Below are 19,568 nucleotides of genomic sequence, written 5' to 3' on the forward strand. Positions count from 1 at the left end.
CCGGCGTCAGCCGGCTTTTCCGTTGGTGACTCACCGCTGTTTCGTCGAGGGCCCGTGTCGGTGCCAGTCCTTGATATCCCGCTGGCCAGTGGCCTTCCCGACCGGTGCGCGTGGCGTCGAGCGCCGGCAGGTCCCTGGTAGGTCCTCTCCTACAGCGCATCGGTTGCGGCTCCGACGCGCGCTCGCGGTGCGGGACTGCCCCTGGCGGACGGTCCAGTCCCTAAAGTTCACTTCATCGCGGCACGGTGCCGCGCAGGAGAACCGAGATGCTGCACTACGCCGTCGTCTTTTTCGTCATTGCCTTGATCGCCGCGCTGTTCGGCTTCGGCGGTATCGCCGCCGGCGCCGCGAGCATCGCGAAGATCCTTTTCTTCGTCTTCGTGATCATGGCCGTCGTCACCTTCGTGATGAGCCTGCTGCGAAAGTGACGTCGCCGGACCTGTCCGTCGGCCGAGTCACTGCCTCCCCCTACAAGAACCAAAGGATGACCATGAACAAGCACGCCACCACCGCCCTGATCGCCGCTGCCCTGAGCCTGTGCGCCGGCATGGCGAACGCCGCCAACTTCTCGAAGTCGGTCTACGACGGCGCGAAGGACGACATCAAGAAGACCTACAAGGTCGACAAGGATGCCTGCGACCAGCTGTCCGGCAACGCCAAGGACATCTGCGTCAAGGAAGCCAAGGGCCGCGAGGACGTGGCGATGGCGCAGCTGGAATACAACTACAGCGGCAACGCCAAGGACGAGGCCAAGCTGATCGAGACCCGCTATGAAGCGCGCTACGACGTGGCCAAGGAACGCTGCGACGACCGCTCGGGTGAAGCGAAGGACGTGTGCCAGCGCGAGGCCAAGACGTCCTACGAGAAGGCCAAGGCTGAACTGAAGATGAACAAGAAGGTGGCCGCCGCCGTCGATGACGCGGAGGAAACCCGCGTGAAGGCCGACTACAAGCTGGCCGCCGAGAAGTGCAACACGCTGTCCGGCGATGCCAAGGACGTGTGCGTGAACTCGGCCAAGGCGCGCTACGCCCAACGCTGATCGAACGGAAACGGTTCAACCCCGGCGGGGGGCGCTGTCGACCCAGGTCGTCAGCGTCTGACGTTGCACCGGCGGATCCAGGCCAACAACTCGAACAATGCCTGGATCCCCCTGTCGACACCCACAACAAACGGCGCCCCGCGGGGCGCCGTTCCATGCTCAGCCCGGAATGGCGCGGGCGACTTGCCGCCTACTGTCGTCTGGCCGTCGACGACGGCGCGGTAGCAGACGTACTGGTGGACGACGGAGTGGATGTCACGTCGCTCCACGCCGCCGCATCCTCCGATGAGTGGTGTGTGGCGGAGAAGACGGGCGCCCCCAGGATCAGCGCGCCGGTGAGCGCGGCGACGATCACACCCAGCGCGAGACTCGCGTAATGACCGATGCCGCGCCTGTACGTCGGGATTTCATTGGCCATGGAGCGCCTCGCCGATGTGGTGGTAGTTCTGGACGGCTCGCGCGTAGGACGCTTCGCCGCTGCCACCGCAGCCGGTGAGTACCAGGGCACCGAACAGCACCGGCGCCGCGGTCAGGGACAGGGTCGGACGGGTCGGCCATCGAAACAGGAATCGGGACCAGACGAACAGCGATTTCACGAGAGGAACTCCGGGTTGGGGCTTCGATCGAAGCGAAGCGCTCATGGTCGGAATTCGAGACTCGATCGCCTATGGCTCGTGTTTGTCAGGCGAGGGGCGTGAGTCGCAAATCGAGGTGGGGTGACCCACCTCGATGCAAGGTCAGGCGAGTCCCGCCTTGTCCAATCCGAAGGCCTTGTCCTGCGAGCCCGGGATGCTCTGGAACGCCACATTGAGGCGGTTCCAGGCGTTGATCGAAGAGACCAGCCAGGTGAGGTCGGACAAGGCCTTGTCGTCGAACTGCTCGCGGACCTGCGCATAGACCGCGTCGGAGACGCCGGCTTCGGGGATTCGCGTGAGCGTCTCGGTCCAGAGCAGCGCAGCGCGTTCGCGGGCGGAGAACAGTGGCGACTCGCGCCAGATCGAGACGTGGTGCAGACGCAGCGGGCGCTCGCCGCCGATGACGGCCTGCTTGATGTGCATGTCCAGGCAGAAGGCGCAGCCGTTGAGCTGCGAGGCGCGGATCTCGACCAGGAACTGCAGGCCGTGGTCGAGGCCGCTCTCCTTCAGGGTCATGGACAGGTCCACCAGCTTCTTGAAGGCGGCGGGCGATTGCTGCATGTAGTTCAGGCGTTGGCTCATGGAAGGCTCCTTGATGAGGGGAAAGCAAGTGACGGGTTGGTATCCATAAGACGGGACAGCGCCCGCACTTGTGACATCGCCCAGCGCCCAAGCGTTCGGGCGGCCTCGCTAAACTGGTCGGCGCCCGCCCAAGAAGGCCTTGAACACTTCCCGCCGTGACCGCTCCTGCCACTCCGTCTTCTCCCTCCTCCGGCGCCGCGCCGGCCCCCAGGACCAGCGTCTTCCGCCATCCCGGCTTCACGGCATTCCTGATCTGCCGCCTGGCGGCGGTGTTCGCCGGGCAGATCCAGGCGGTCGTCGTCGCCTGGCAGGTCTACGACCTGACCCGGGAGCCCTTGGCCCTGGCTTACGTCGGTCTGGCGCAATTCATCCCGATGCTGCTGCTCCTGCTGCCGGCCGGCGACCTGATCGACCGTTTCAGCCGCAAGCCGATCCTGGCCACCAGCTGGGCCGTGAGCGCGCTCTGCAGCCTGGGGCTGTGGTGGCTGTCCGGCCACGGCCATGCCGGCGTGACCGGCATCTACGCCGTGCTGGTGCTGTTCGGCTGTGCGCGGGCCTTCTCCGGTCCGGCCTTGCAGAGCCTGTTGCCGCAGATCGTGCCGCGCGAGCAGCTGGCGCAGGCGATCGCCGCCAACAGCATGCTGATGCGCGTGGCCAGCATCGGTGGCCCCTTCCTCGGCGGGATCCTGTACGCCTTCGGGGGAGCGAGCCTGACCTATCTGGTCTGCCTGGTCTGCTTCGCGCTGGGCACTGCGTTGCTGGTCGGTGCCGTGCCGGTGCGCTTCGCCGCGCCGCCGTCGCCCGCCGGGGGAAACATCTGGCAGCGTTTCGGCGCCGGCATCCATTTCATCCGCTCGCGGCCCATCATCCTCGGCACCATCTCGCTGGACCTGTTCGCGGTGCTGCTGGGCGGCGTGGTCGCGCTGTTGCCGATCTATGCCCATGAGGTCCTGCATGCGGGTCCGGAAGGACTGGGGGCGCTGCGCAGCGCGATGGCGGTGGGGGAAGTCACCGCCGGCTTCTATCTCAGCCTGCGGCCCTTCAACCGCCACGTCGGGAAGACGATGTTCGCGGCCGTGGCCGTGTTCGGCCTGGCCAACCTGGTGTTCTCGTTGTCGACCACCTTCTGGTTGTCGTTCGGGGCGTTGGCGATCGCCGGCGCGGCGGACATGGTCAGCGTCTACATCCGCGGCGCGCTGGTGCAGTTCTCCACCCCTGACGAGATGCGGGGCCGCGTCAACGCGGTGAACATGCTCTTCATCGGCTCGTCCAACGAGCTCGGCGAATTCCGTGCCGGCAGCGCCGCAGCCGCGCTGGGTGCGGTGCCCGCGGCGGTCACGGGCGCGGTCTGCACGCTCGGCGTCGTCGCGGCCTGGGCGGCGCTGTTCAAGCCCTTGCGCGCGGTCGACCGCTTCGAGGAAGCCAGCCCCGCCGTCACGCGCTGACCCGGGTCACCTCCGCAACGCATCTCCCCAAAGAAAAGCCGCGCCGACCCGGAGGGTGCGACGCGGCAACAGGGAGGATGCAGGGAAGAGCGTGGCAAGCGGTGAACCTGCCGGTTCACCCGCCTCGGCGACGGGGGAGACCGGGTGTCGTCAGCGGCAGTCGTCAGCGGCAGTCGTCAGTGGCTGTTGCGTCCGCGGACCGCCGGCGGCAGGTAATCCTTGCCGACCATGGCGCGGGCGAACAGGTAGTTGTTCCGGGCGCGGGCGGGCAGGCTGTCCAGGTCGACGTGGCCTTGAGGGTCGCAAGGGAAGGACATCCCGCGGCCTGCGTCGAAGATGGATTCGAACCGGATCTCGAACTGTGACGCAGCGGCGTCGGCGGCGATCTGGAGGCTCATTTGGGTTCTCCTGGTGAGTTCCTTTGCTTTCACTATCGGCGCTGGGACTCTCGCTTCCCATCAGCGCAGCGCGGTGCGCACTGTCGGCGCGGGGAGGTGGGTCTTGTCCGACGTCGTCCTACAGCTTGTGGGCACAACGGAAGTGCGCCGGGCGACGTTGACGATGCGATCAAGGATCGCCCCGTACTTCACACAGTTTTGCAGCGGCGGTGGGGGGCAGGCGACGGCTGTGGGACAGCACCTACAGCGCGTCGCGGTGGCCGCCGCTTCGCCGGCGACTCGACGACGGCGACGATGCCTTCATCGCAACCTGATCCCGCTGCGGTTCGAGGTCACCATGGACGACAACATGCTCATGCTGATGACGTTGGCCACCTGCACGGCGACCGCCTTGGCGGTGCGCATGTGGCAGTGGCTCGATGAACTGCCGCGGGACGCTTCCCAGGAGGACCTTCCATGAGCGCCCGACCCCCATTGCCGCCCGAGCATCCCGCCGACGCTTCCACGGTCGATCCTTCCGTCGAACGCCACGCTGATGAGGATCAGCCCTTGAGCCAGTCCGCCTTCGTGTGCGGAGAGGTGACCTACCGGACCGGTGACGGGCCGATGATGGTCATCCGTCCCGGCGCGGTGCAGGTCGAGATCAACGAGCACGACGTGACGTTGGGTTGGGAGGAGGGCGACTCCCGCCTGAGTGCCCTGATGCCCCGCAGCGAGTACGCCCGCTTCATCGGCACCGGCGCGCTCAAGCCTGTGGTGACGCACCGTCCCGATGATGTGGCTGCTGCCGGCGGCGCGAGCGAAGCATCGGGCTCGCAGCCGGAACTTGACAAGGCGCAAGGCAAGTCTGGGCACTGAGCCGTTCGAGCGGCACGCGCCGCACAATGAAAAACGCCTCGGAGATCCGAGGCGTTCCTGTTTGTGCAGTGCAGGTGGGATCAGTCGCGGTCGCCGCCGAAGATGCCCAGCAGTTGCAGCAGCGCGGTGAACACGTTGTACAGGTCCAGGTAGATGTTGAGCGTCGCGCTGATGTAGTTGGTCTCGCCGCCATCGATGACGCGCTTGACGTCGACCAGCATGAAGGCCGAGAAGATGCCCAGCACGGCGACCAGCAGCGCCAGGTGCACGCCGGTGGACTGCAGGAAGACGTTGGCGATGCCGGCGATCATCGCGATCACCGCGCCGACGAACAGGAACTTCTGCAGGCCGGAGAGGTCGCGCTTGATCACGGTCGCCAGCGAGGCCATCGCGAAGAAGATGCCGGCGGTGCCGCCGAAGGCAGTCATGATCAGGGTGCCGCCGTTCTTGAAGCCGAGCATCGCCGCCAGCAGGCGCGACAGCATCAGGCCCATGAAGAACGTGAAGGCCAGCAGCGAGGCGACGCCGGCGGCGGAGTTCTTGGTCTTCTCGACCAGGAACATCAGGCCGAACGCGCCGACGAAGAACAGGATCATGCTCGCGCCTGTGCCCATGGCGGCGAGGAATCCGGTGCTCACGCCGATCCAGGCGCCGAGCACGGTGGGGATCAGCGAGAGTGCCAGCAGCGCGTAGGTGTTGCGCAGGACGCGCTGGCGGTCGGCGGACAGCGACGAGCCGTAGCTGCCGGTGTTGAGGTCGATGATGCGGTCGTTCATGTGCGTGCGCCCCATGAAGTGAGAGTTGCTGTCGATTGTAGGCACGGGTCTTAAGGCTTCGTTAAAGTGATCGTCTTTCCTTCAATGATCCCGACGAGGTCGCAGATGAAACAGAAGCCCTTCCTGACCCTGGACGACGTCAAGCGAATCGCTGCCGCCGCGGAAGCTGAAGCCCTCAAGAACAACTGGGCGGTGACCGTCGCCATCGTCGATGACGGCGGCCATCTGCTGTGGCTGCAACGCCTGGACAACGCCGCAGCCACGTCGGCCGTGATCGCGCCGGCGAAGGCCAAGACCGCGGCGCTCGGACGCCGCGAATCCAAGGTCTACGAGGACATCGTCAACAACGGCCGCAACGCGTTCCTCAGCGTGCCGCTGGAAGGGATGCTCGAAGGCGGCGTGCCGGTGATCGTCGACGGCTTCTGCGTCGGCGCGGTTGGCGTCAGCGGCGTGAAGTCGAATGAGGATGCGCAGGTCGCCAAGGCCGGCATTGCCGCTCTGGGTTAAACAACGGAAGTCCTCGGTGCCAGACCGTGGAAGTCTGCGGTCGATCGGGGACGGCAAGGCGCGAGGTTTCGGCCCTTGCGGCCGGGGCCTTGCGCCTTGGCGGCAAGCGCGCTAGAGGTGGCAGTGAAGGCCCTACCGTCCGTGTCCCCCTGATGACCCGTTTGCGCAAATCTTCTCCGTGAATACCCCGACGGGTTATACTCGTCAGGTTTACCCGCAACCTACCGCGTCCCGCACACTTCACCCCCGATCGCATCGGATCCCACTCGGATCGACTCCCTCACAGGAGACCCGGTCGCACCCGCGCGCCAGCCGTCCATGGCGCGTGCCGGCGGCGATTCCAGGGCCCTGAAGCAGAGCCGGGCGCGCGCACAACAACGGAGTTTCCCGTGCTGCCCGATCTGCTTTCCGCTCCCCCCGCGATTCTTGCCCTGGCAGACGGCACGGTCTTCAAGGGTTCCGCGCTCGGCGCTGCCGGCCGGACCGTTGGTGAGGTGGTGTTCAACACCGCGCTCACCGGCTACCAAGAAATCCTCACCGACCCCAGCTACTGCCGCCAGATCGTCACGTTGACGTATCCGCACATCGGCAACTATGGCGTCAATGACGAGGACGTCGAGGCGTCGAAGATCTTTGCCGCTGGCCTGATCATCAAGGAGGCGCCGGTCCTCGACTCGAACTTCCGCAAGGGCCGCACGCTGCGCCAGTACCTGAAGGACGAGGGTACCGTCGCCATCGCCGACCTGGACACGCGCCGCCTGACGCGCGTGCTGCGCGAGAAGGGCGCCCAGAACGGTTGCATCCTGGCGCTGAACGCCGGCGAGCAGATCACGCAGGCACACATCGACGAAGCCGTCGCGCTGGCCAAGGGGGCGCCCAGCATGGCGGGCCTGGACCTGGCGAAGGTCGTGAGCCGCACCGAGCGCGAGGTCTGGACCGAGACAGAGTGGACGCTCGGCACGGGCTACGGTCAGCAGACCGCGCCGAAATTCCACGTCGTCGCGTACGACTTCGGCGTCAAGAGCAACATCCTGCGCATGCTGGCTTCTCGCGGCTGCCGCATCACCGTCGTGCCGGCGCAGACGCCGGCCTCGGAGGTCTTCGACCTGGAGCCGGACGGCGTCTTCCTGTCCAACGGCCCCGGCGATCCGGAGCCTTGCGACTACGCGATCAAGGCCACCGCGCAGCTGATCGAGGCCGGCATCCCGACCTTCGGCATCTGCCTGGGCCACCAGATCATGGCGCTGGCCTCCGGCGCGAAGACCTTCAAGATGAAGTTCGGCCATCACGGCGCGAACCACCCGGTGAAGGACCTCGACAACGGCCGCGTCAGCATCACCAGCCAGAACCACGGTTTCGCGGTCGATCCCGACACGCTGCCGTCCAACCTGCGCGCGACGCACGTCAGCCTGTTCGACGGCACGCTGCAGGGCCTGGCCCGCACCGACAAGCCCGCGTTCTGCTTCCAGGGTCACCCGGAAGCGAGCCCCGGCCCGCACGACATCTCGTATCTGTTCGACCGCTTCATCGGTCTCATGTCCAAGGCCTGATGAAGAGGGAGACGACTCATGCCCAAGCGTTCTGACATCAAAAGCATCCTCATCATCGGCGCCGGTCCGATCATCATCGGCCAGGCCTGCGAGTTCGACTACTCGGGCGCCCAGGCCTGCAAGGCGTTGCGCGAGGAGGGCTACAAGGTCATCCTGGTGAACAGCAACCCGGCGACGATCATGACGGACCCCGACACCGCGGACGTCACCTACATCGAGCCGATCACCTGGCAGGTGGTCGAGAAGATCATCGCCAAGGAACGTCCCGACGCGATCCTGCCGACGATGGGCGGCCAGACCGCGCTGAACTGCGCGCTGGACCTGCACAAGCACGGCGTGCTGGACAAGTACCAGGTCGAGATGATCGGTGCCAACGAGCACGCGATCGAGAAGGCCGAGGACCGTCTGAAGTTCAAGGACGCGATGACCAAGATCGGGCTGGGTTCGGCCCGCTCGGGCATCGCGCATTCGCTGGAGGAGGCGTGGGCTGTGCAGAAGCGCATCCACGCCGAGATCGGCGGCGCCGGCTTCCCGATGGTGATCCGTCCCAGCTTCACGCTGGGCGGCACCGGCGGCGGCATCGCCTACAACCCGGAAGAGTTCGAGGAGATCTGCAAGCGCGGTCTCGACCTCTCGCCGACCAATGAGCTGCTCATCGAAGAGTCGCTGATCGGCTGGAAGGAATACGAGATGGAAGTGGTCCGCGACAAGGCGGACAACTGCATCATCGTGTGCTCGATCGAGAACCTGGACCCGATGGGCATCCACACCGGTGACTCGATCACGGTGGCGCCCGCGCAGACGCTGACCGACAAGGAATACCAGCTGCTGCGCAACGCCTCGATCGCGATCCTGCGCGAGATCGGCGTCGACACCGGCGGCTCCAACGTGCAGTTCTCGATCAACCCCGATGACGGCCGCATGGTCGTCATCGAGATGAACCCGCGCGTGTCGCGTTCCTCGGCGCTGGCGTCGAAGGCCACCGGTTTCCCGATCGCCAAGATCGCCGCGAAGCTGGCCGTCGGCTACACGCTCGACGAGCTGAAGAACGACATCACCGGCGGCATCACGCCGGCTTCGTTCGAGCCCAGCATCGATTACGTCGTCACCAAGATCCCGCGCTTCGCGTTCGAGAAGTTCCCGATGGCCGACTCGCGTCTGACGACGCAGATGAAGTCGGTCGGTGAAGTGATGGCCATGGGCCGCAACTTCCAGGAATCGTTCCAGAAGGCGCTGCGCGGCCTGGAGACCGGCATCGACGGCCTGTCCGAGATCAGCACCGACCGCGAGGAGATCGTGCAGGAGATCGGTGAACCCGGTCCGTCGCGCATCCTCTTCCTGGGTGACGCCTTCCGCATCGGCATGACGCTGGACGAGGTCTTCGAGGAAACGAAGATCGATCCGTGGTTCCTCGCCCAGATCGAGCAGTTGATCAAGATCGAGCTGTCGCTGGGCGGTCGCACGCTGGCCTCGCTGAGCGTCGACGAACTGCGCCTGCTGAAGAAGAAGGGCTTCTCGGACAAGCGTCTGGCCAAGCTGCTGGGCACCAACCAGCACGAGGTGCGCAAGACCCGTCACGCGCTGAACGTGCGCCCGGTCTACAAGCGTGTCGACACCTGCGCCGCCGAATTCGCGACGCAGACGGCCTACATGTATTCCACGTACGACGAGGAGTGCGAGGCCAACCCGACCGACAAGAAGAAGATCATGGTGCTGGGCGGCGGTCCGAACCGCATCGGCCAGGGCATCGAGTTCGACTACTGCTGCGTCCATGCGGCCCTCGCGATGCGCGAGGACGGCTACGAGACCATCATGGTCAACTGCAATCCCGAGACGGTCTCGACCGACTACGACACCTCGGACCGCCTGTACTTCGAGCCGGTGACGCTCGAAGACGTGCTGGAGATCGTGGCCAAGGAAAAGCCGGTCGGCGTGATCGTGCAGTACGGCGGCCAGACGCCGCTGAAGCTGGCGCTGGACCTCGAGGCCAACGGCGTGCCGATCATCGGCACCTCGCCGGACTCCATCGACATGGCCGAGGACCGCGAGCGCTTCCAGAAGCTGCTGCATGAGCTGGGTCTGAAGCAGCCGCCCAACCGGACGGCTCGCAATGAAGACCAGGCCGTCGCGCTGGCCAACGAGATCGGTTATCCGCTGGTCGTGCGCCCGAGTTACGTGCTCGGTGGCCGCGCCATGGAGATCGTCCACGGCGACAAGGACCTGGAGCGCTACATGCGCGAGGCCGTGCGCGTCAGCGAGAAGTCGCCGGTGCTGCTGGACCGCTTCCTCGAGGACGCGGTCGAGGTCGACGTCGACTGCATCTGCGACGGCGAAGACACGATGATGGGCGGCATCATGGAGCACATCGAGGCCGCCGGCATCCACTCCGGCGACTCGGCCTGCTCGCTGCCGCCGTACACGCTGTCCAAGGAGCTGCAGGACGAGCTGCGCCGCCAGACGGCGGAGATGGCCAAGGCGCTGAAGGTCGTCGGCCTGATGAACGTGCAGTTCGCGATCCAGGGCGACGTCACCAAGGGCTTGTCCGAGAACACGGTCTACGTGCTCGAAGTGAACCCGCGTGCCTCCCGCACGGTGCCGTTCGTGTCCAAGGCGACCAGCCAGCCGCTGGCCAAGATCGCGGCGCGCTGCATGGCCGGCGTCAAGCTCAAGGACCAGAAGGCCGCCGGCGGCAAGCCGCCGGTGGAGATCCAGCCGCCGTATTTCAGCGTCAAGGAAGCCGTCTTCCCGTTCAACAAATTCCCTGGCGTGGACCCGATCCTCAGCCCGGAAATGCGGTCGACCGGCGAAGTCATGGGTGCAGGCCGGACCTTCGGCGAAGCGATGCTGAAGAGCCAGCTGGGCGCGGGTTCGCGTCTGCCGCGCCAAGGCAACGTCCTGATCACGGTCAAGAACAACGACAAGGATCGGGCCGTCGCGCTGGCACGTGATCTGGCGGCGCTGGGCTTCGGCGTCGTTGCCACCAAGGGCACGGCCGCCGCGATCGAGGCGGCGGGCGTTCCGGTGCGCGTCGTCAACAAGGTCAAGGACGGCCGCCCGCATATCGTCGACATGATCAAGGGCGGGGACATCCAGCTGGTGTTCACGACCGTCGACGAAACGCGCACGGCGATCGCCGACAGCCGCCACATCCGTCAGACGGCGCTGGCCAACCGGGTGACCTACTACACGACGATGGCCGGCTGCGAAGCCGCGGTCGAAGGCATGAAGCACAAGGACGGCCTGCTGGTGCAATCGCTGCAGGAACTGCACGCCGAACTGCATTAAACTGCCCTCATCCCATTCCGCCGCCGCTGCTCAGCGATCCTGAGCGGCAGCGGCGGTTTGTTTTGTTACTCAAGGTTCTAGAGACATGGCCACGACGATCCCACTGACCAAGCGCGGCGCTGAGAAGCTCAAGGAAGAACTGCATCGGCTGAAGACGGTCGAGCGGCATGCCGTGATCAACGCCATCTCGGAAGCCCGCGCGCAGGGCGACCTGTCGGAGAACGCCGAGTACGAGGCGGCCAAGGACAAGCAGGGCTTCATCGAAGGCCGCATCATCGAGATCGAGGGCAAGCTGTCGTCGGCGCAGGTGATCGACCCGTCGTCGGTGAATGCCGGCGGCCGGGTGGTGTTCGGCACCACGGTCGACCTGGAGGAGGAAGAGTCCGGCAATGAGGTCACCTACCAGATCGTCGGCGACGACGAGGCCGATCTGAAGCAGGGCCTGATCTCGATCAGCTCCCCGATCGCCCGCGCGCTGATCGGCAAGGAAGCCGGGGATGTCGCCGAAGTCGTGGCGCCCGGCGGCATCAAGCGCTACGAGATCGTCGACGTCCGCTATATCTGAGGCGTCGCGCGATGCTGCTGCGGATCCGCGCGCTGCTGGCTTCGCTGTGGGCCGGCGAACTGCTGGCGGTCGCTTTGCTGGCAGCGCCGAATGCGTTCGCGACCCTTGAGCGGGCTGCGGCCGGCAAGTACGTGGCGCGACTGTTCGAGATGGATGCCCGCTTCGCGCTGGCGGCCGGCGTTCTGCTGATCCTGATGGAGCGCCGCCTGCACCGCGACGGCGTGACGCGCGGCTCGGCGATGAGCGCGGACTTCTGGCTGCCGCTGGTGGCCATCGGATGCACCGCCGCCGGTTTCTACGCGCTGCAGCCGTTGATGGAAGCCGCGCGGCAAGGGCAGGGGAGCTGGACTTTCCTGCAACTGCACGCGGTGTCGCTGGCGCTCTTCGGCGTGAGAACCATCGCCGTACTGGTCCTGGCCTGGCGGGTGAACGGCGCGGCGTTCCGCTGACCGAGGGCTCCCGTACGTCGGGGGCATCGACGAGGGCAAAAAAAAGAAAGACGGCCCGTGGGCCGTCTTGTCGTTGGTGCTGGAGCGGCGGTGTCGCCGTCTCCATGGTCGGGGGGTTCAGCCTTGGCTGGACTTCTTCACGCTGGTCTGGCGCGGCTTCTTGGCGCGCTTGACCTCACCGCCGTAGGTGACGCGCTGATTGCCCAGCACGGTGACTTTCTTGATCTGCGGACGGTTGTTGCCGCTCTTCGAGAACTTCACGATCTTGACGATCTTGGGCGCCGAGCGGGCGTCGTCCTTGGGGGCGGCCTTTTCCTTCTCCGGCATCGGGCGCCACAGGACGAGGAGCTTGCCGATGTGCTGGATGGGCGCGGCGTCGAGCTCCTCAGCCAAGGTGGCGAGAATGGCTTCGCGGCCATCGCGGTCGTCGGACATGACGCGCACCTTGATCAGTCCGTGGGACTTCAGTGCGAGGTCGACCTCCTTGGTGACGGCGGCCGTCAGGCCATCGCCGCCTATCATCACCACAGGATCCAGGTGATGAGCGTCGGCGCGTTTTTCCTTGCGCTGGGCAGGGGTCAATTGAATAGCAGGCATCTGCTTATTATCAGTGCAATGAAAGTCGATACCAAAAGCAAGAAGCTGAACAAGGCGTGGTTGAACAACCACGTCAACGACACCTACGTCAAATTGGCCCAGAAAGAGGGCTATCGCTCCCGCGCGGCCTACAAGCTCAAGGAGATCGACGAGGAATTCCAGTTGATCCGACCGGGGCAGTGGGTCGTCGACCTCGGCGCGTGCCCCGGGGCGTGGAGCCAGTACCTGCGCCGGCGTTTCGCGCCCAAGGAGGCGGGTGCGGGGGGCGCTGCGGTCGGCGAGCTGAACGGACGCATCATTGCGCTGGACCTGCTGGATTTCGAGCCGATCGAGGGCGTCGAGTTCGTGCAGGGCGATTTCCGCGAGGACGACGTGCTGGCCCGGCTCGAATCGATGCTCGACGGCCGCAAGGTGGACGTTGTCGTTTCGGACATGGCCCCCAATCTGTCGGGCATCGAAAGCACCGATGCGGCCCGCATGGAGCATCTCATCGAGCTGGCGCTGGAGTTCTCCCAACAACACCTGAAACCGGAAGGCGCGCTGGTTGCCAAGGTGTTCCACGGCAGCGGGTATGACCAGCTGGTGCACGCCTTCCGCGCCAAGTTCAGGCGGGTGAAAACGGCCAAGCCGAAGGCGTCCCGGGAGAGATCGTCGGAGAACTTCCTCGTCGGCATCGGGTTGAAAACGCGATGAAGGTCTGATGAGGCGTCAAAGTCCGTGGCGCTTCGGCCGGTCGGCCGGCGTGGCCCGTGGCAATATCTATCGTGCTGTATGGGAATGCCAATCAGGTCTGGGGACTTGACTGGCCTAGAATCCGCCCCATATGCCGTGAAAGTCCGCTGCCCGAGGCTGTATTCATGGGCGTGCGGTGATGGAATGACAAAGGAGTCGCGGTGAACAATCAGTGGTTCTCGAAAGTAGCTGTTTGGATGGTGATCGCCCTGGTGCTGTTCACTGTCTTCAAGCAGTTCGATCGCAGCGCAACCCAGGGGACCCAGACGGGCTATTCGGAGTTCCTCGAAGAGGTCCGTGCCAAACGCGTCAAGCAGGTCATCCTGCAGGAGTTCCCCGGCGGCAGTACCGAGATCCAGGCGACGACCAGCGACGGCAGCAAGCTGCGCACGAGCGCCCCGTACCTGGATCGCGGCCTGATCGGCGACCTGATCAACAACGGCGTCAAGTTCGACGTCAAGCCCCGTGAAGAACCCTCGGTGCTGATGAACATCCTGCTCAGCTGGGGCCCGATGCTCCTGCTGATCGCCGTGTGGGTGTACTTCATGCGCCAGATGCAGGGCGGCGGCAAGGGCGGTGCGTTCAGCTTCGGCAAGTCGAAGGCGCGCATGCTCGACGAGGCCAACAACACCACGACCTTCGCCGACGTCGCCGGATGCGACGAAGCCAAGGAAGAGGTCAAGGAGCTCGTCGACTTCCTGAAGGACCCGCAGAAGTTCCAGAAGCTCGGCGGCCGGATCCCGCGCGGCGTGCTGCTGGTCGGTCCTCCGGGGACCGGCAAGACGCTGCTGGCCAAGGCCATCGCCGGTGAGGCGAAGGTCCCGTTCTTCACGATCTCCGGCTCCGACTTCGTCGAGATGTTCGTCGGCGTCGGCGCGGCCCGTGTGCGCGACATGTTCGAGCAGGCCAAGAAGAGCGCCCCCTGCATCATCTTCGTCGACGAAATCGACGCGGTCGGCCGCCATCGTGGCGCCGGTCTGGGTGGCGGCAATGACGAGCGCGAGCAGACCCTCAACCAGATGCTGGTCGAGATGGACGGCTTCGACACCAACCTCGGCGTCATCGTGATGGCCGCGACCAACCGTCCTGACATCCTGGATCCGGCACTGCTGCGTCCGGGGCGTTTCGACCGTCAGGTCTATGTGACGCTGCCCGATGTGCGCGGCCGCGAACAGATCCTGAACGTGCACATGCGCAAGGTCCCCGTCGGTCAGGACGTGCGCGCCGACATCCTGGCGCGCGGCACCCCGGGCTTCTCGGGTGCCGACCTGGCCAACCTGGTCAACGAAGCCGCGCTGTTCGCTGCCCGTCGCAATGGCCGGGTGGTCGACATGCAGGACTTCGAGAAGGCCAAGGACAAGATCATGATGGGCCCCGAGCGGAAGTCCATGGTCATGCCCGAGGAAGAGCGCAAGAACACCGCCTATCACGAGGCCGGTCACGCGCTGGTGGCACGCCTGCTGCCGAAGACGGATCCGGTGCACAAGGTGACGGTGATCCCGCGCGGTCGCGCGCTGGGCGTGACGATGCAGCTGCCAGAAGGCGACCGCTACAGCATGGACAAAGACCGCATGCTGTCCACGATCTCCGTGCTGTTCGGTGGTCGGATCGCTGAAGAAGTCTTCATGAACCAGATGACGACCGGCGCCAGCAACGACTTTGAACGCGCCACGGCCATCGCCCGCGACATGGTCACCCGCTACGGCATGACCGATGAGCTGGGCCCCATGGTCTACGCCGACAACGAGGGGGAAGTCTTCCTGGGCCGTTCGGTCACGAAGACGACCAACATGTCGGAAGAGACCATGCGAAAGGTCGATCAGGAGATCCGCCGGATCATCGACGAGCAGTACACGACGGCCCGTGACCTGATCGAAGGCAACAAGGACAAGATGCACGCGATGGCGACGGCGCTGCTCGAATGGGAGACCATCGACGCCGACCAGATCAACGACATCATGGAAGGCCGTCCGCCGCGTCCGCCGAAGGACTGGACACCGCCGGCCAACAAGCCGGACAGCGGTGGCACCCCGGCGGTCACCACCGGCAGCGCCCCCGCAGCCGCCTGATCGACAGAGGCATCGGATGACCCGCCAGGGCGTCTGAATCCTCATGGCATCCCGAAGGGCCGGTCTTGCGACCGGCCCTTCTGTTTTTGCGATCTACCCCGACCGGAATTGCAGGCTCTTCCGGGCTTGCGTCATACTTGTCGTTTGGCGAGGCAGTCCTCTGGTGCAGAGCGCGCGGCCGCGCTGTCGACACTCAGCCGTCCATGACTTCTCCCTCGATCTGGCAGACCACGCGCTTCGACCTCGATCTGGCCGAGCGGCCGTTGGTGATGGGCATCGTCAACGTGACGCCCGACTCCTTCTCCGACGGCGGCCAACATGCCGACGCGCTGAGCGCGATCAACTTCTGTGAGAGATTGCTTGGCGAGGGTGTCGACATCCTCGATCTCGGCGGTGAATCGACGCGACCGGGCGCCCCTCGGCTCGATGCCGATGAAGAGTGGAAGCGACTGGAGCCCGTGCTGCGGGCTGCGCTGAACTTTGGCGTTCCCGTGTCGGTCGATACCTGCAAGACCGAGGTGATGCGCCGTGCGCTGGATCTGGGCGTCGACATCATCAACGATGTGCAGGCGCTGCGCGATGAAGGCGCCGACAGGCTGCTGGCCGAGCATGGCAGCGCTGGCATCTGCCTGATGCACATGCGCGGTCAGCCCGCAGGCATGCAACAGCTGGCCGACTACGACGACGTCGTCGTCGAGGTCGCCGACTTCCTGCGTGAGCGGATGCGACATCTGATCGACATCGGTGTGGTGGCTGAACGGATCACGCTGGATCCGGGCTACGGTTTCGCCAAGACCGTCGAACAGAACCTGACGCTGCAACGGCGCCAGCGCGAATTGCTCGCGCTGGGACGGCCGTTGCTGATCGGCTGGTCGCGCAAGTCGACGCTCGGGGCTGTGACCGGCAAGGCGGTCGATGAGCGCATGCCGGCCAGCGTCGGTGCGGCACTGGCGTCGGTGGCGCTGGGCGCCCGCGTGGTGCGCGTGCACGACGTCGGTGCGACCGTGGACGCGCTCAAGGTCTGGTCGGCTTTCGGCGCACCCCAGGGCTGACACGCCTCGGGCCGATCGTGGCCGCCAAGCGAGTCAACGTCCCCCCGATCGGGCGCCCCATGGCGGGCGAGGAGCGACCACCTCGGCATCGGCGACAATCCGCGGATTCAAGATCCAGAAGTCGCAGGAGATCGCCTCAATGAGCCGGAAGTATTTCGGAACCGACGGTATTCGCGGAACCGTGGGCCGCACCCCCATCACCCCAGACTTCATGTTGAGGCTGGGCCATGCGGTGGGCCGCGTGCTCAAGCGCAGCTATGCCAAACCCAGCGTGCTGATCGGCAAGGACACCCGCATCTCGGGCTACATGCTCGAGTCCGCGCTGGAAGCCGGCTTCGCGTCCGCCGGGGTCAACGTGCTGCTGACCGGCCCGCTGCCGACCCCCGGCGTGGCCTACCTCACCCGGGCGCTGCGCCAGCACCTGGGGGTGGTGATCTCGGCCTCGCACAACCCGTTCGCGGACAACGGCATCAAGTTCTTCTCGTCCAAGGGCGAGAAGCTGCCCGACGCCTGGGAGCTGGACGTCGAGGCCGTGCTGGACGAGCCGCCGGTCTGGGTGGATTCCGCCAGCCTGGGTCGCGCCCGTCGCCTGGACGACGCGCAGGGACGCTACATCGAGTTCTGCAAGGCCAGCTTCAGCAGCGACCTCAGCCTGCGCGGCATGAAGCTCGTGATCGACGCGGCGAACGGCGCGGCCTACCAGGTGGCGCCGTCGGTGTTCCATGAGCTGGGCGCCGAGATCATCACGATCGGCAACAAGCCCGATGGCTACAACATCAACGACAAGGTCGGCGCCACGGCGCCCCAGGCGCTGGTCGCCGCCGTCAAGGAGCACCAGGCCGATTACGGCATCGCGCTCGACGGCGACGCCGACCGCCTGCAGATGGTCGACGGCGATGGCCGGCTCTACAACGGCGACGAACTGCTCTACGTGATGGTCGCGGACCGGCTGGCGCGCGGCGAGCGCGTTCCGGGTGCCGTCGGTACGCTGATGACGAACATGGCGGTCGAACTGGCGCTGCGCCAGCGGGACGTCGAATTCGTCCGCGCGAAGGTCGGCGACCGCTACGTGCTCGAGGAACTGGCCGCCCGCGGCTGGCAACTCGGCGGCGAGGGCTCCGGTCACCTGCTGTCGCTGGATCGTCACACGACGGGCGACGGCATCGTCAGCAGCTTGCTGGTGCTGGAGGCGGTCTGCCGCAGCGGCCGTCGACTGGCGGACCTGCTGGACGGCGTCACGCTGTTCCCGCAGACGCTGATCAACGTCCGTTTGCAGGCGGACCATCTGGACTGGAAGAGCAATCCTGCGCTGGCCCGCGTCGAAGCCGAGGTCATGGCCGAACTGGGCGACCGGGGGCGGGTCCTGATCCGCAAGTCGGGCACCGAACCGCTGCTGCGGGTCATGGTCGAGGCGAGCGATGCCGACCTGGCGCAGCGCTGCGCCGAACGCTTGGCGGACGCCATCCGCGGCGGCTGACCGGTTTCCAGTTCCCCGGAAAAAGAAGGGCCGCCGGCGCGGGAGCGTCGGCGGCCCAATTTGCATTGGTCGGGTCGCGTCGGGCGCGACTCTTCGGGAGCTGGACGGGAGGATCCGTTCGCCTCATCACCTCCGCCTCGGCGGTGTCATGGGGTCGAAAGGGTTTTCCCGCACATCCTCAAGGCTAGAGATCGAAGATGACAACGGGGTGAATCGAATATGACAATGGTTCATCGATGCCCTCCGACGCCCCGTTTCTCCTCTGGGCGCTAGACGTAACGACATTTTTCCGGTTCCTGGGTTGCGTCATGGATGTGTCACATTGAGGTCATAGCATCCGCTCCGTTCGCCAACCAACCCAAGCGATAGGACTGAATGATCATGAATCAACTGCGTGCTGGCCTGCTGTTCGCCGCGTGCGCCGCGATGTTCTCCGCGGCCCATGCTCAAGAGGTGACCGGTGCGGGTGCTTCGTTCCCGGCTCCCGTGTACGCCAAGTGGGCCGACGCCTACAACAAGTCCACCGGTGTCCGCATCAACTATCAATCGGTCGGTTCCGGCGCCGGCATCAAGCAGATCCAGGCCAAGACCGTCGACTTCGGCGCGTCCGACGCCCCCCTGAAGGACGACCAGCTGGCCAAGGACGGCCTGGTCCAGTTCCCGACGGTGATCGGCGGCGTCGTGCCGGTGATCAACGTCAAGGGCATCAACCCGGGCCAGCTGAAGCTGGACGGCAAGGTCCTGGGCGACATCTACCTGGGCAAGGTCACGAAGTGGAATGACCCCGCCATCGCCGCCCTGAACTCGGGCGTCGCGCTGCCGGACGCCGCCATCGCCGTGGTCCGCCGCGCCGACGGTTCGGGCACCAGCTTCCTGTTCACGAACTACCTGTCCAAGGTCAACACCGAATGGAAGGACAAGGTCGGTGAAGGCACGGCCGTGAACTGGCCGACGGGCGCCGGCGGCAAGGGCAACGAAGGCGTCTCCGCCTTCGTGACGCGTCTGCCGAACTCGATCGGCTACGTCGAATACGCCTACGCCAAGCAGAACAAGATGACCTACGTGCTGCTGAAGAACGCCAGCGGCGCCTTCGTCAGCCCGAGCGACGACGCCTTCAAGGCCGCCGCCGCCGGTGCCAAGTGGGAACAGTCGTTCTACCAGGTGCTGACCGAGCAGGCCGGCAAGGACAGCTGGCCCATCACCGGCGCCACCTTCATCCTGATGCACGCCGCCCAGGACAAGCCGGCCCAGGCCGCCGCGTCGCTGAAGTTCTTCGACTGGGCCTACACCCAGGGCGACAAGATCGCCGACGAGCTGGACTATGTCCCGCTGCCGGCCGCCGTGAAGGAACTGGTCCGCAAGCAGTGGGCCGGTCAGGTGAAGGACACCGCGGGCAAGGCGGTCAGCTTCAAGTGATCGTCGTCTGACGGATCAGCCCGGTGCTCCTCTCGCAGGTCACCGGGCTTTCGTTCAAGACGGAATGAGGCGCGCGGGTGTGAGGCGCCAGAAGAAGATCTCGACAGAGACGTCGTGACGGACGCGTCGGACCGGC

The 19,568-nt window shown here is 65.7% G+C and carries 20 protein-coding genes; 15 read left to right on the forward strand and 5 right to left on the reverse strand.

Going from position 1 to position 19,568, the window contains the following annotated elements:
* Nucleotides 1-266 precede the first annotated feature (266 nt).
* Nucleotides 267-428 (forward strand): DUF1328 domain-containing protein, encoded by a 162-nt coding sequence (locus ABE85_RS04275; protein ID WP_067270282.1) that lies wholly within the window; start codon nucleotides 267-269, stop codon nucleotides 426-428.
* A 62-nt stretch (nucleotides 429-490) separates the two neighbouring features.
* Complete coding sequence (locus ABE85_RS04280) at nucleotides 491-1,039, forward strand: hypothetical protein (RefSeq protein ID WP_067281839.1); 549 nt, start codon at nucleotides 491-493, stop codon at nucleotides 1,037-1,039.
* A 407-nt stretch (nucleotides 1,040-1,446) separates the two neighbouring features.
* Here the strand turns inward: ABE85_RS04280 and ABE85_RS04290 are convergent, their stop codons facing one another.
* Both ABE85_RS04290 and ABE85_RS04295 read right to left on the reverse strand, forming a co-directional pair.
* The gene (locus ABE85_RS04290) at nucleotides 1,447-1,635 is read right to left on the reverse strand and encodes a hypothetical protein (RefSeq protein ID WP_067270288.1); all 189 of its coding nucleotides are present in this window, start codon (nucleotides 1,633-1,635) and stop codon (nucleotides 1,447-1,449) included.
* A 141-nt stretch (nucleotides 1,636-1,776) separates the two neighbouring features.
* The gene (locus ABE85_RS04295; protein WP_067270290.1) at nucleotides 1,777-2,256 is read right to left on the reverse strand and encodes a carboxymuconolactone decarboxylase family protein; all 480 of its coding nucleotides are present in this window, start codon (nucleotides 2,254-2,256) and stop codon (nucleotides 1,777-1,779) included.
* Between the two features lie 155 nt (nucleotides 2,257-2,411).
* Here ABE85_RS04295 and ABE85_RS04300 point away from each other — a divergent pair, with 155 nt between their 5' ends.
* Nucleotides 2,412-3,701, forward strand: coding sequence for an MFS transporter (locus ABE85_RS04300; RefSeq protein WP_067270293.1), 1,290 nt, complete (start codon nucleotides 2,412-2,414; stop codon nucleotides 3,699-3,701).
* A 176-nt stretch (nucleotides 3,702-3,877) separates the two neighbouring features.
* On the opposite strand, the gene ABE85_RS04305 is transcribed toward ABE85_RS04300, so the two are convergent.
* Complete coding sequence (locus tag ABE85_RS04305; RefSeq protein WP_067270296.1) at nucleotides 3,878-4,099, reverse strand: hypothetical protein; 222 nt, start codon at nucleotides 4,097-4,099, stop codon at nucleotides 3,878-3,880.
* Nucleotides 4,100-4,436: 337 nt separating this feature from the next.
* Between ABE85_RS04305 and ABE85_RS28635 the strand changes: the two genes are divergently transcribed.
* Both ABE85_RS28635 and ABE85_RS04315 read left to right on the forward strand, forming a co-directional pair.
* Entirely contained in the window at nucleotides 4,437-4,559 is a 123-nt protein-coding gene (locus ABE85_RS28635) for a hypothetical protein (RefSeq protein WP_255362642.1), read from the forward strand.
* On the forward strand, nucleotides 4,556-4,957 hold the full coding sequence (locus ABE85_RS04315) for a hypothetical protein (RefSeq protein ID WP_157521916.1): 402 nt from the start codon (nucleotides 4,556-4,558) through the stop codon (nucleotides 4,955-4,957). The genes ABE85_RS28635 and ABE85_RS04315 overlap by 4 nt, the downstream gene beginning before the upstream one ends.
* 80 nt (nucleotides 4,958-5,037) lie before the next feature.
* On the opposite strand, the gene ABE85_RS04320 is transcribed toward ABE85_RS04315, so the two are convergent.
* A complete protein-coding gene (locus ABE85_RS04320) occupies nucleotides 5,038-5,733 on the reverse strand; it encodes a Bax inhibitor-1/YccA family protein (protein WP_067281842.1) in 696 nt (231 codons plus the stop codon).
* A gap of 105 nt (nucleotides 5,734-5,838) precedes the next feature.
* Here ABE85_RS04320 and ABE85_RS04325 point away from each other — a divergent pair, with 105 nt between their 5' ends.
* The 5 genes from ABE85_RS04325 to ABE85_RS04345 all read left to right on the forward strand — a co-directional run bounded on the left by ABE85_RS04325 (nucleotide 5,839) and on the right by ABE85_RS04345 (nucleotide 12,089).
* Nucleotides 5,839-6,240: a heme-binding protein gene (locus ABE85_RS04325; RefSeq protein WP_067270303.1), complete on the forward strand. Its 402-nt coding sequence runs from the start codon at nucleotides 5,839-5,841 to the stop codon at nucleotides 6,238-6,240.
* A gap of 389 nt (nucleotides 6,241-6,629) precedes the next feature.
* Nucleotides 6,630-7,790, forward strand: a complete 1,161-nt coding sequence (gene carA / locus ABE85_RS04330; protein WP_067270306.1) for a glutamine-hydrolyzing carbamoyl-phosphate synthase small subunit — start codon at nucleotides 6,630-6,632, stop codon at nucleotides 7,788-7,790.
* An 18-nt stretch (nucleotides 7,791-7,808) separates the two neighbouring features.
* Nucleotides 7,809-11,075, forward strand: coding sequence for a carbamoyl-phosphate synthase large subunit (gene carB, locus ABE85_RS04335; protein ID WP_067270309.1), 3,267 nt, complete (start codon nucleotides 7,809-7,811; stop codon nucleotides 11,073-11,075).
* Nucleotides 11,076-11,160: 85 nt separating this feature from the next.
* A complete protein-coding gene (gene greA / locus ABE85_RS04340; RefSeq protein WP_067270312.1) occupies nucleotides 11,161-11,640 on the forward strand; it encodes a transcription elongation factor GreA in 480 nt (159 codons plus the stop codon).
* Between the two features lie 11 nt (nucleotides 11,641-11,651).
* Entirely contained in the window at nucleotides 11,652-12,089 is a 438-nt protein-coding gene (locus ABE85_RS04345) for a DUF4149 domain-containing protein (protein ID WP_067270314.1), read from the forward strand.
* 117 nt (nucleotides 12,090-12,206) lie between these two features.
* On the opposite strand, the gene ABE85_RS04350 is transcribed toward ABE85_RS04345, so the two are convergent.
* The gene (locus tag ABE85_RS04350) at nucleotides 12,207-12,686 is read right to left on the reverse strand and encodes a YhbY family RNA-binding protein (protein WP_067270317.1); all 480 of its coding nucleotides are present in this window, start codon (nucleotides 12,684-12,686) and stop codon (nucleotides 12,207-12,209) included.
* Nucleotides 12,687-12,704: 18 nt separating this feature from the next.
* Here ABE85_RS04350 and ABE85_RS04355 point away from each other — a divergent pair, with 18 nt between their 5' ends.
* From ABE85_RS04355 to pstS, 5 genes are all read left to right on the forward strand, one after another.
* A complete protein-coding gene (locus ABE85_RS04355; RefSeq protein WP_067270319.1) occupies nucleotides 12,705-13,379 on the forward strand; it encodes an RlmE family RNA methyltransferase in 675 nt (224 codons plus the stop codon).
* 200 nt (nucleotides 13,380-13,579) lie between these two features.
* Entirely contained in the window at nucleotides 13,580-15,487 is a 1,908-nt protein-coding gene (ftsH, locus tag ABE85_RS04360) for an ATP-dependent zinc metalloprotease FtsH (RefSeq protein ID WP_067270322.1), read from the forward strand.
* Between the two features lie 203 nt (nucleotides 15,488-15,690).
* Nucleotides 15,691-16,539, forward strand: a complete 849-nt coding sequence (gene folP / locus ABE85_RS04365; RefSeq protein ID WP_067270325.1) for a dihydropteroate synthase — start codon at nucleotides 15,691-15,693, stop codon at nucleotides 16,537-16,539.
* A gap of 139 nt (nucleotides 16,540-16,678) precedes the next feature.
* Nucleotides 16,679-18,016 (forward strand): phosphoglucosamine mutase, encoded by a 1,338-nt coding sequence (glmM, locus tag ABE85_RS04370; RefSeq protein ID WP_067270327.1) that lies wholly within the window; start codon nucleotides 16,679-16,681, stop codon nucleotides 18,014-18,016.
* A gap of 381 nt (nucleotides 18,017-18,397) precedes the next feature.
* Nucleotides 18,398-19,432, forward strand: a complete 1,035-nt coding sequence (pstS, locus tag ABE85_RS04375) for a phosphate ABC transporter substrate-binding protein PstS (protein WP_157521918.1) — start codon at nucleotides 18,398-18,400, stop codon at nucleotides 19,430-19,432.
* Nucleotides 19,433-19,568: the final 136 nt, after the last annotated feature.

The organism is Mitsuaria sp. 7 (genome assembly GCF_001653795.1).
Lineage (GTDB): Bacteria > Pseudomonadota > Gammaproteobacteria > Burkholderiales > Burkholderiaceae_C > Roseateles.

What these genes read in the sequence shown, in the direction of transcription:
- ABE85_RS04315 (WP_157521916.1), top strand. Translation starts at nt 4,556, where the DNA reads ATGAGCGCCCGACCCCCATTGCCGCCCGAGCATCCCGCCGACGCTTCC.
- folP (WP_067270325.1), top strand. Translation starts at nt 15,691, where the DNA reads ATGACTTCTCCCTCGATCTGGCAGACCACGCGCTTCGACCTCGATCTG.
- ABE85_RS04305 (WP_067270296.1), bottom strand. Translation starts at nt 4,099, where the DNA reads ATGAGCCTCCAGATCGCCGCCGACGCCGCTGCGTCACAGTTCGAGATC.
- ABE85_RS28635 (WP_255362642.1), top strand. Translation starts at nt 4,437, where the DNA reads ATGGACGACAACATGCTCATGCTGATGACGTTGGCCACCTGCACGGCG.
- glmM (WP_067270327.1), top strand. Translation starts at nt 16,679, where the DNA reads ATGAGCCGGAAGTATTTCGGAACCGACGGTATTCGCGGAACCGTGGGC.
- ABE85_RS04345 (WP_067270314.1), top strand. Translation starts at nt 11,652, where the DNA reads ATGCTGCTGCGGATCCGCGCGCTGCTGGCTTCGCTGTGGGCCGGCGAA.
- ABE85_RS04320 (WP_067281842.1), bottom strand. Translation starts at nt 5,733, where the DNA reads ATGAACGACCGCATCATCGACCTCAACACCGGCAGCTACGGCTCGTCG.
- ABE85_RS04355 (WP_067270319.1), top strand. Translation starts at nt 12,705, where the DNA reads ATGAAAGTCGATACCAAAAGCAAGAAGCTGAACAAGGCGTGGTTGAAC.
- ABE85_RS04295 (WP_067270290.1), bottom strand. Translation starts at nt 2,256, where the DNA reads ATGAGCCAACGCCTGAACTACATGCAGCAATCGCCCGCCGCCTTCAAG.
- ABE85_RS04350 (WP_067270317.1), bottom strand. Translation starts at nt 12,686, where the DNA reads ATGCCTGCTATTCAATTGACCCCTGCCCAGCGCAAGGAAAAACGCGCC.
- ABE85_RS04275 (WP_067270282.1), top strand. Translation starts at nt 267, where the DNA reads ATGCTGCACTACGCCGTCGTCTTTTTCGTCATTGCCTTGATCGCCGCG.
- carB (WP_067270309.1), top strand. Translation starts at nt 7,809, where the DNA reads ATGCCCAAGCGTTCTGACATCAAAAGCATCCTCATCATCGGCGCCGGT.
- ABE85_RS04325 (WP_067270303.1), top strand. Translation starts at nt 5,839, where the DNA reads ATGAAACAGAAGCCCTTCCTGACCCTGGACGACGTCAAGCGAATCGCT.
- pstS (WP_157521918.1), top strand. Translation starts at nt 18,398, where the DNA reads ATGAATCAACTGCGTGCTGGCCTGCTGTTCGCCGCGTGCGCCGCGATG.
- greA (WP_067270312.1), top strand. Translation starts at nt 11,161, where the DNA reads ATGGCCACGACGATCCCACTGACCAAGCGCGGCGCTGAGAAGCTCAAG.
- ABE85_RS04280 (WP_067281839.1), top strand. Translation starts at nt 491, where the DNA reads ATGAACAAGCACGCCACCACCGCCCTGATCGCCGCTGCCCTGAGCCTG.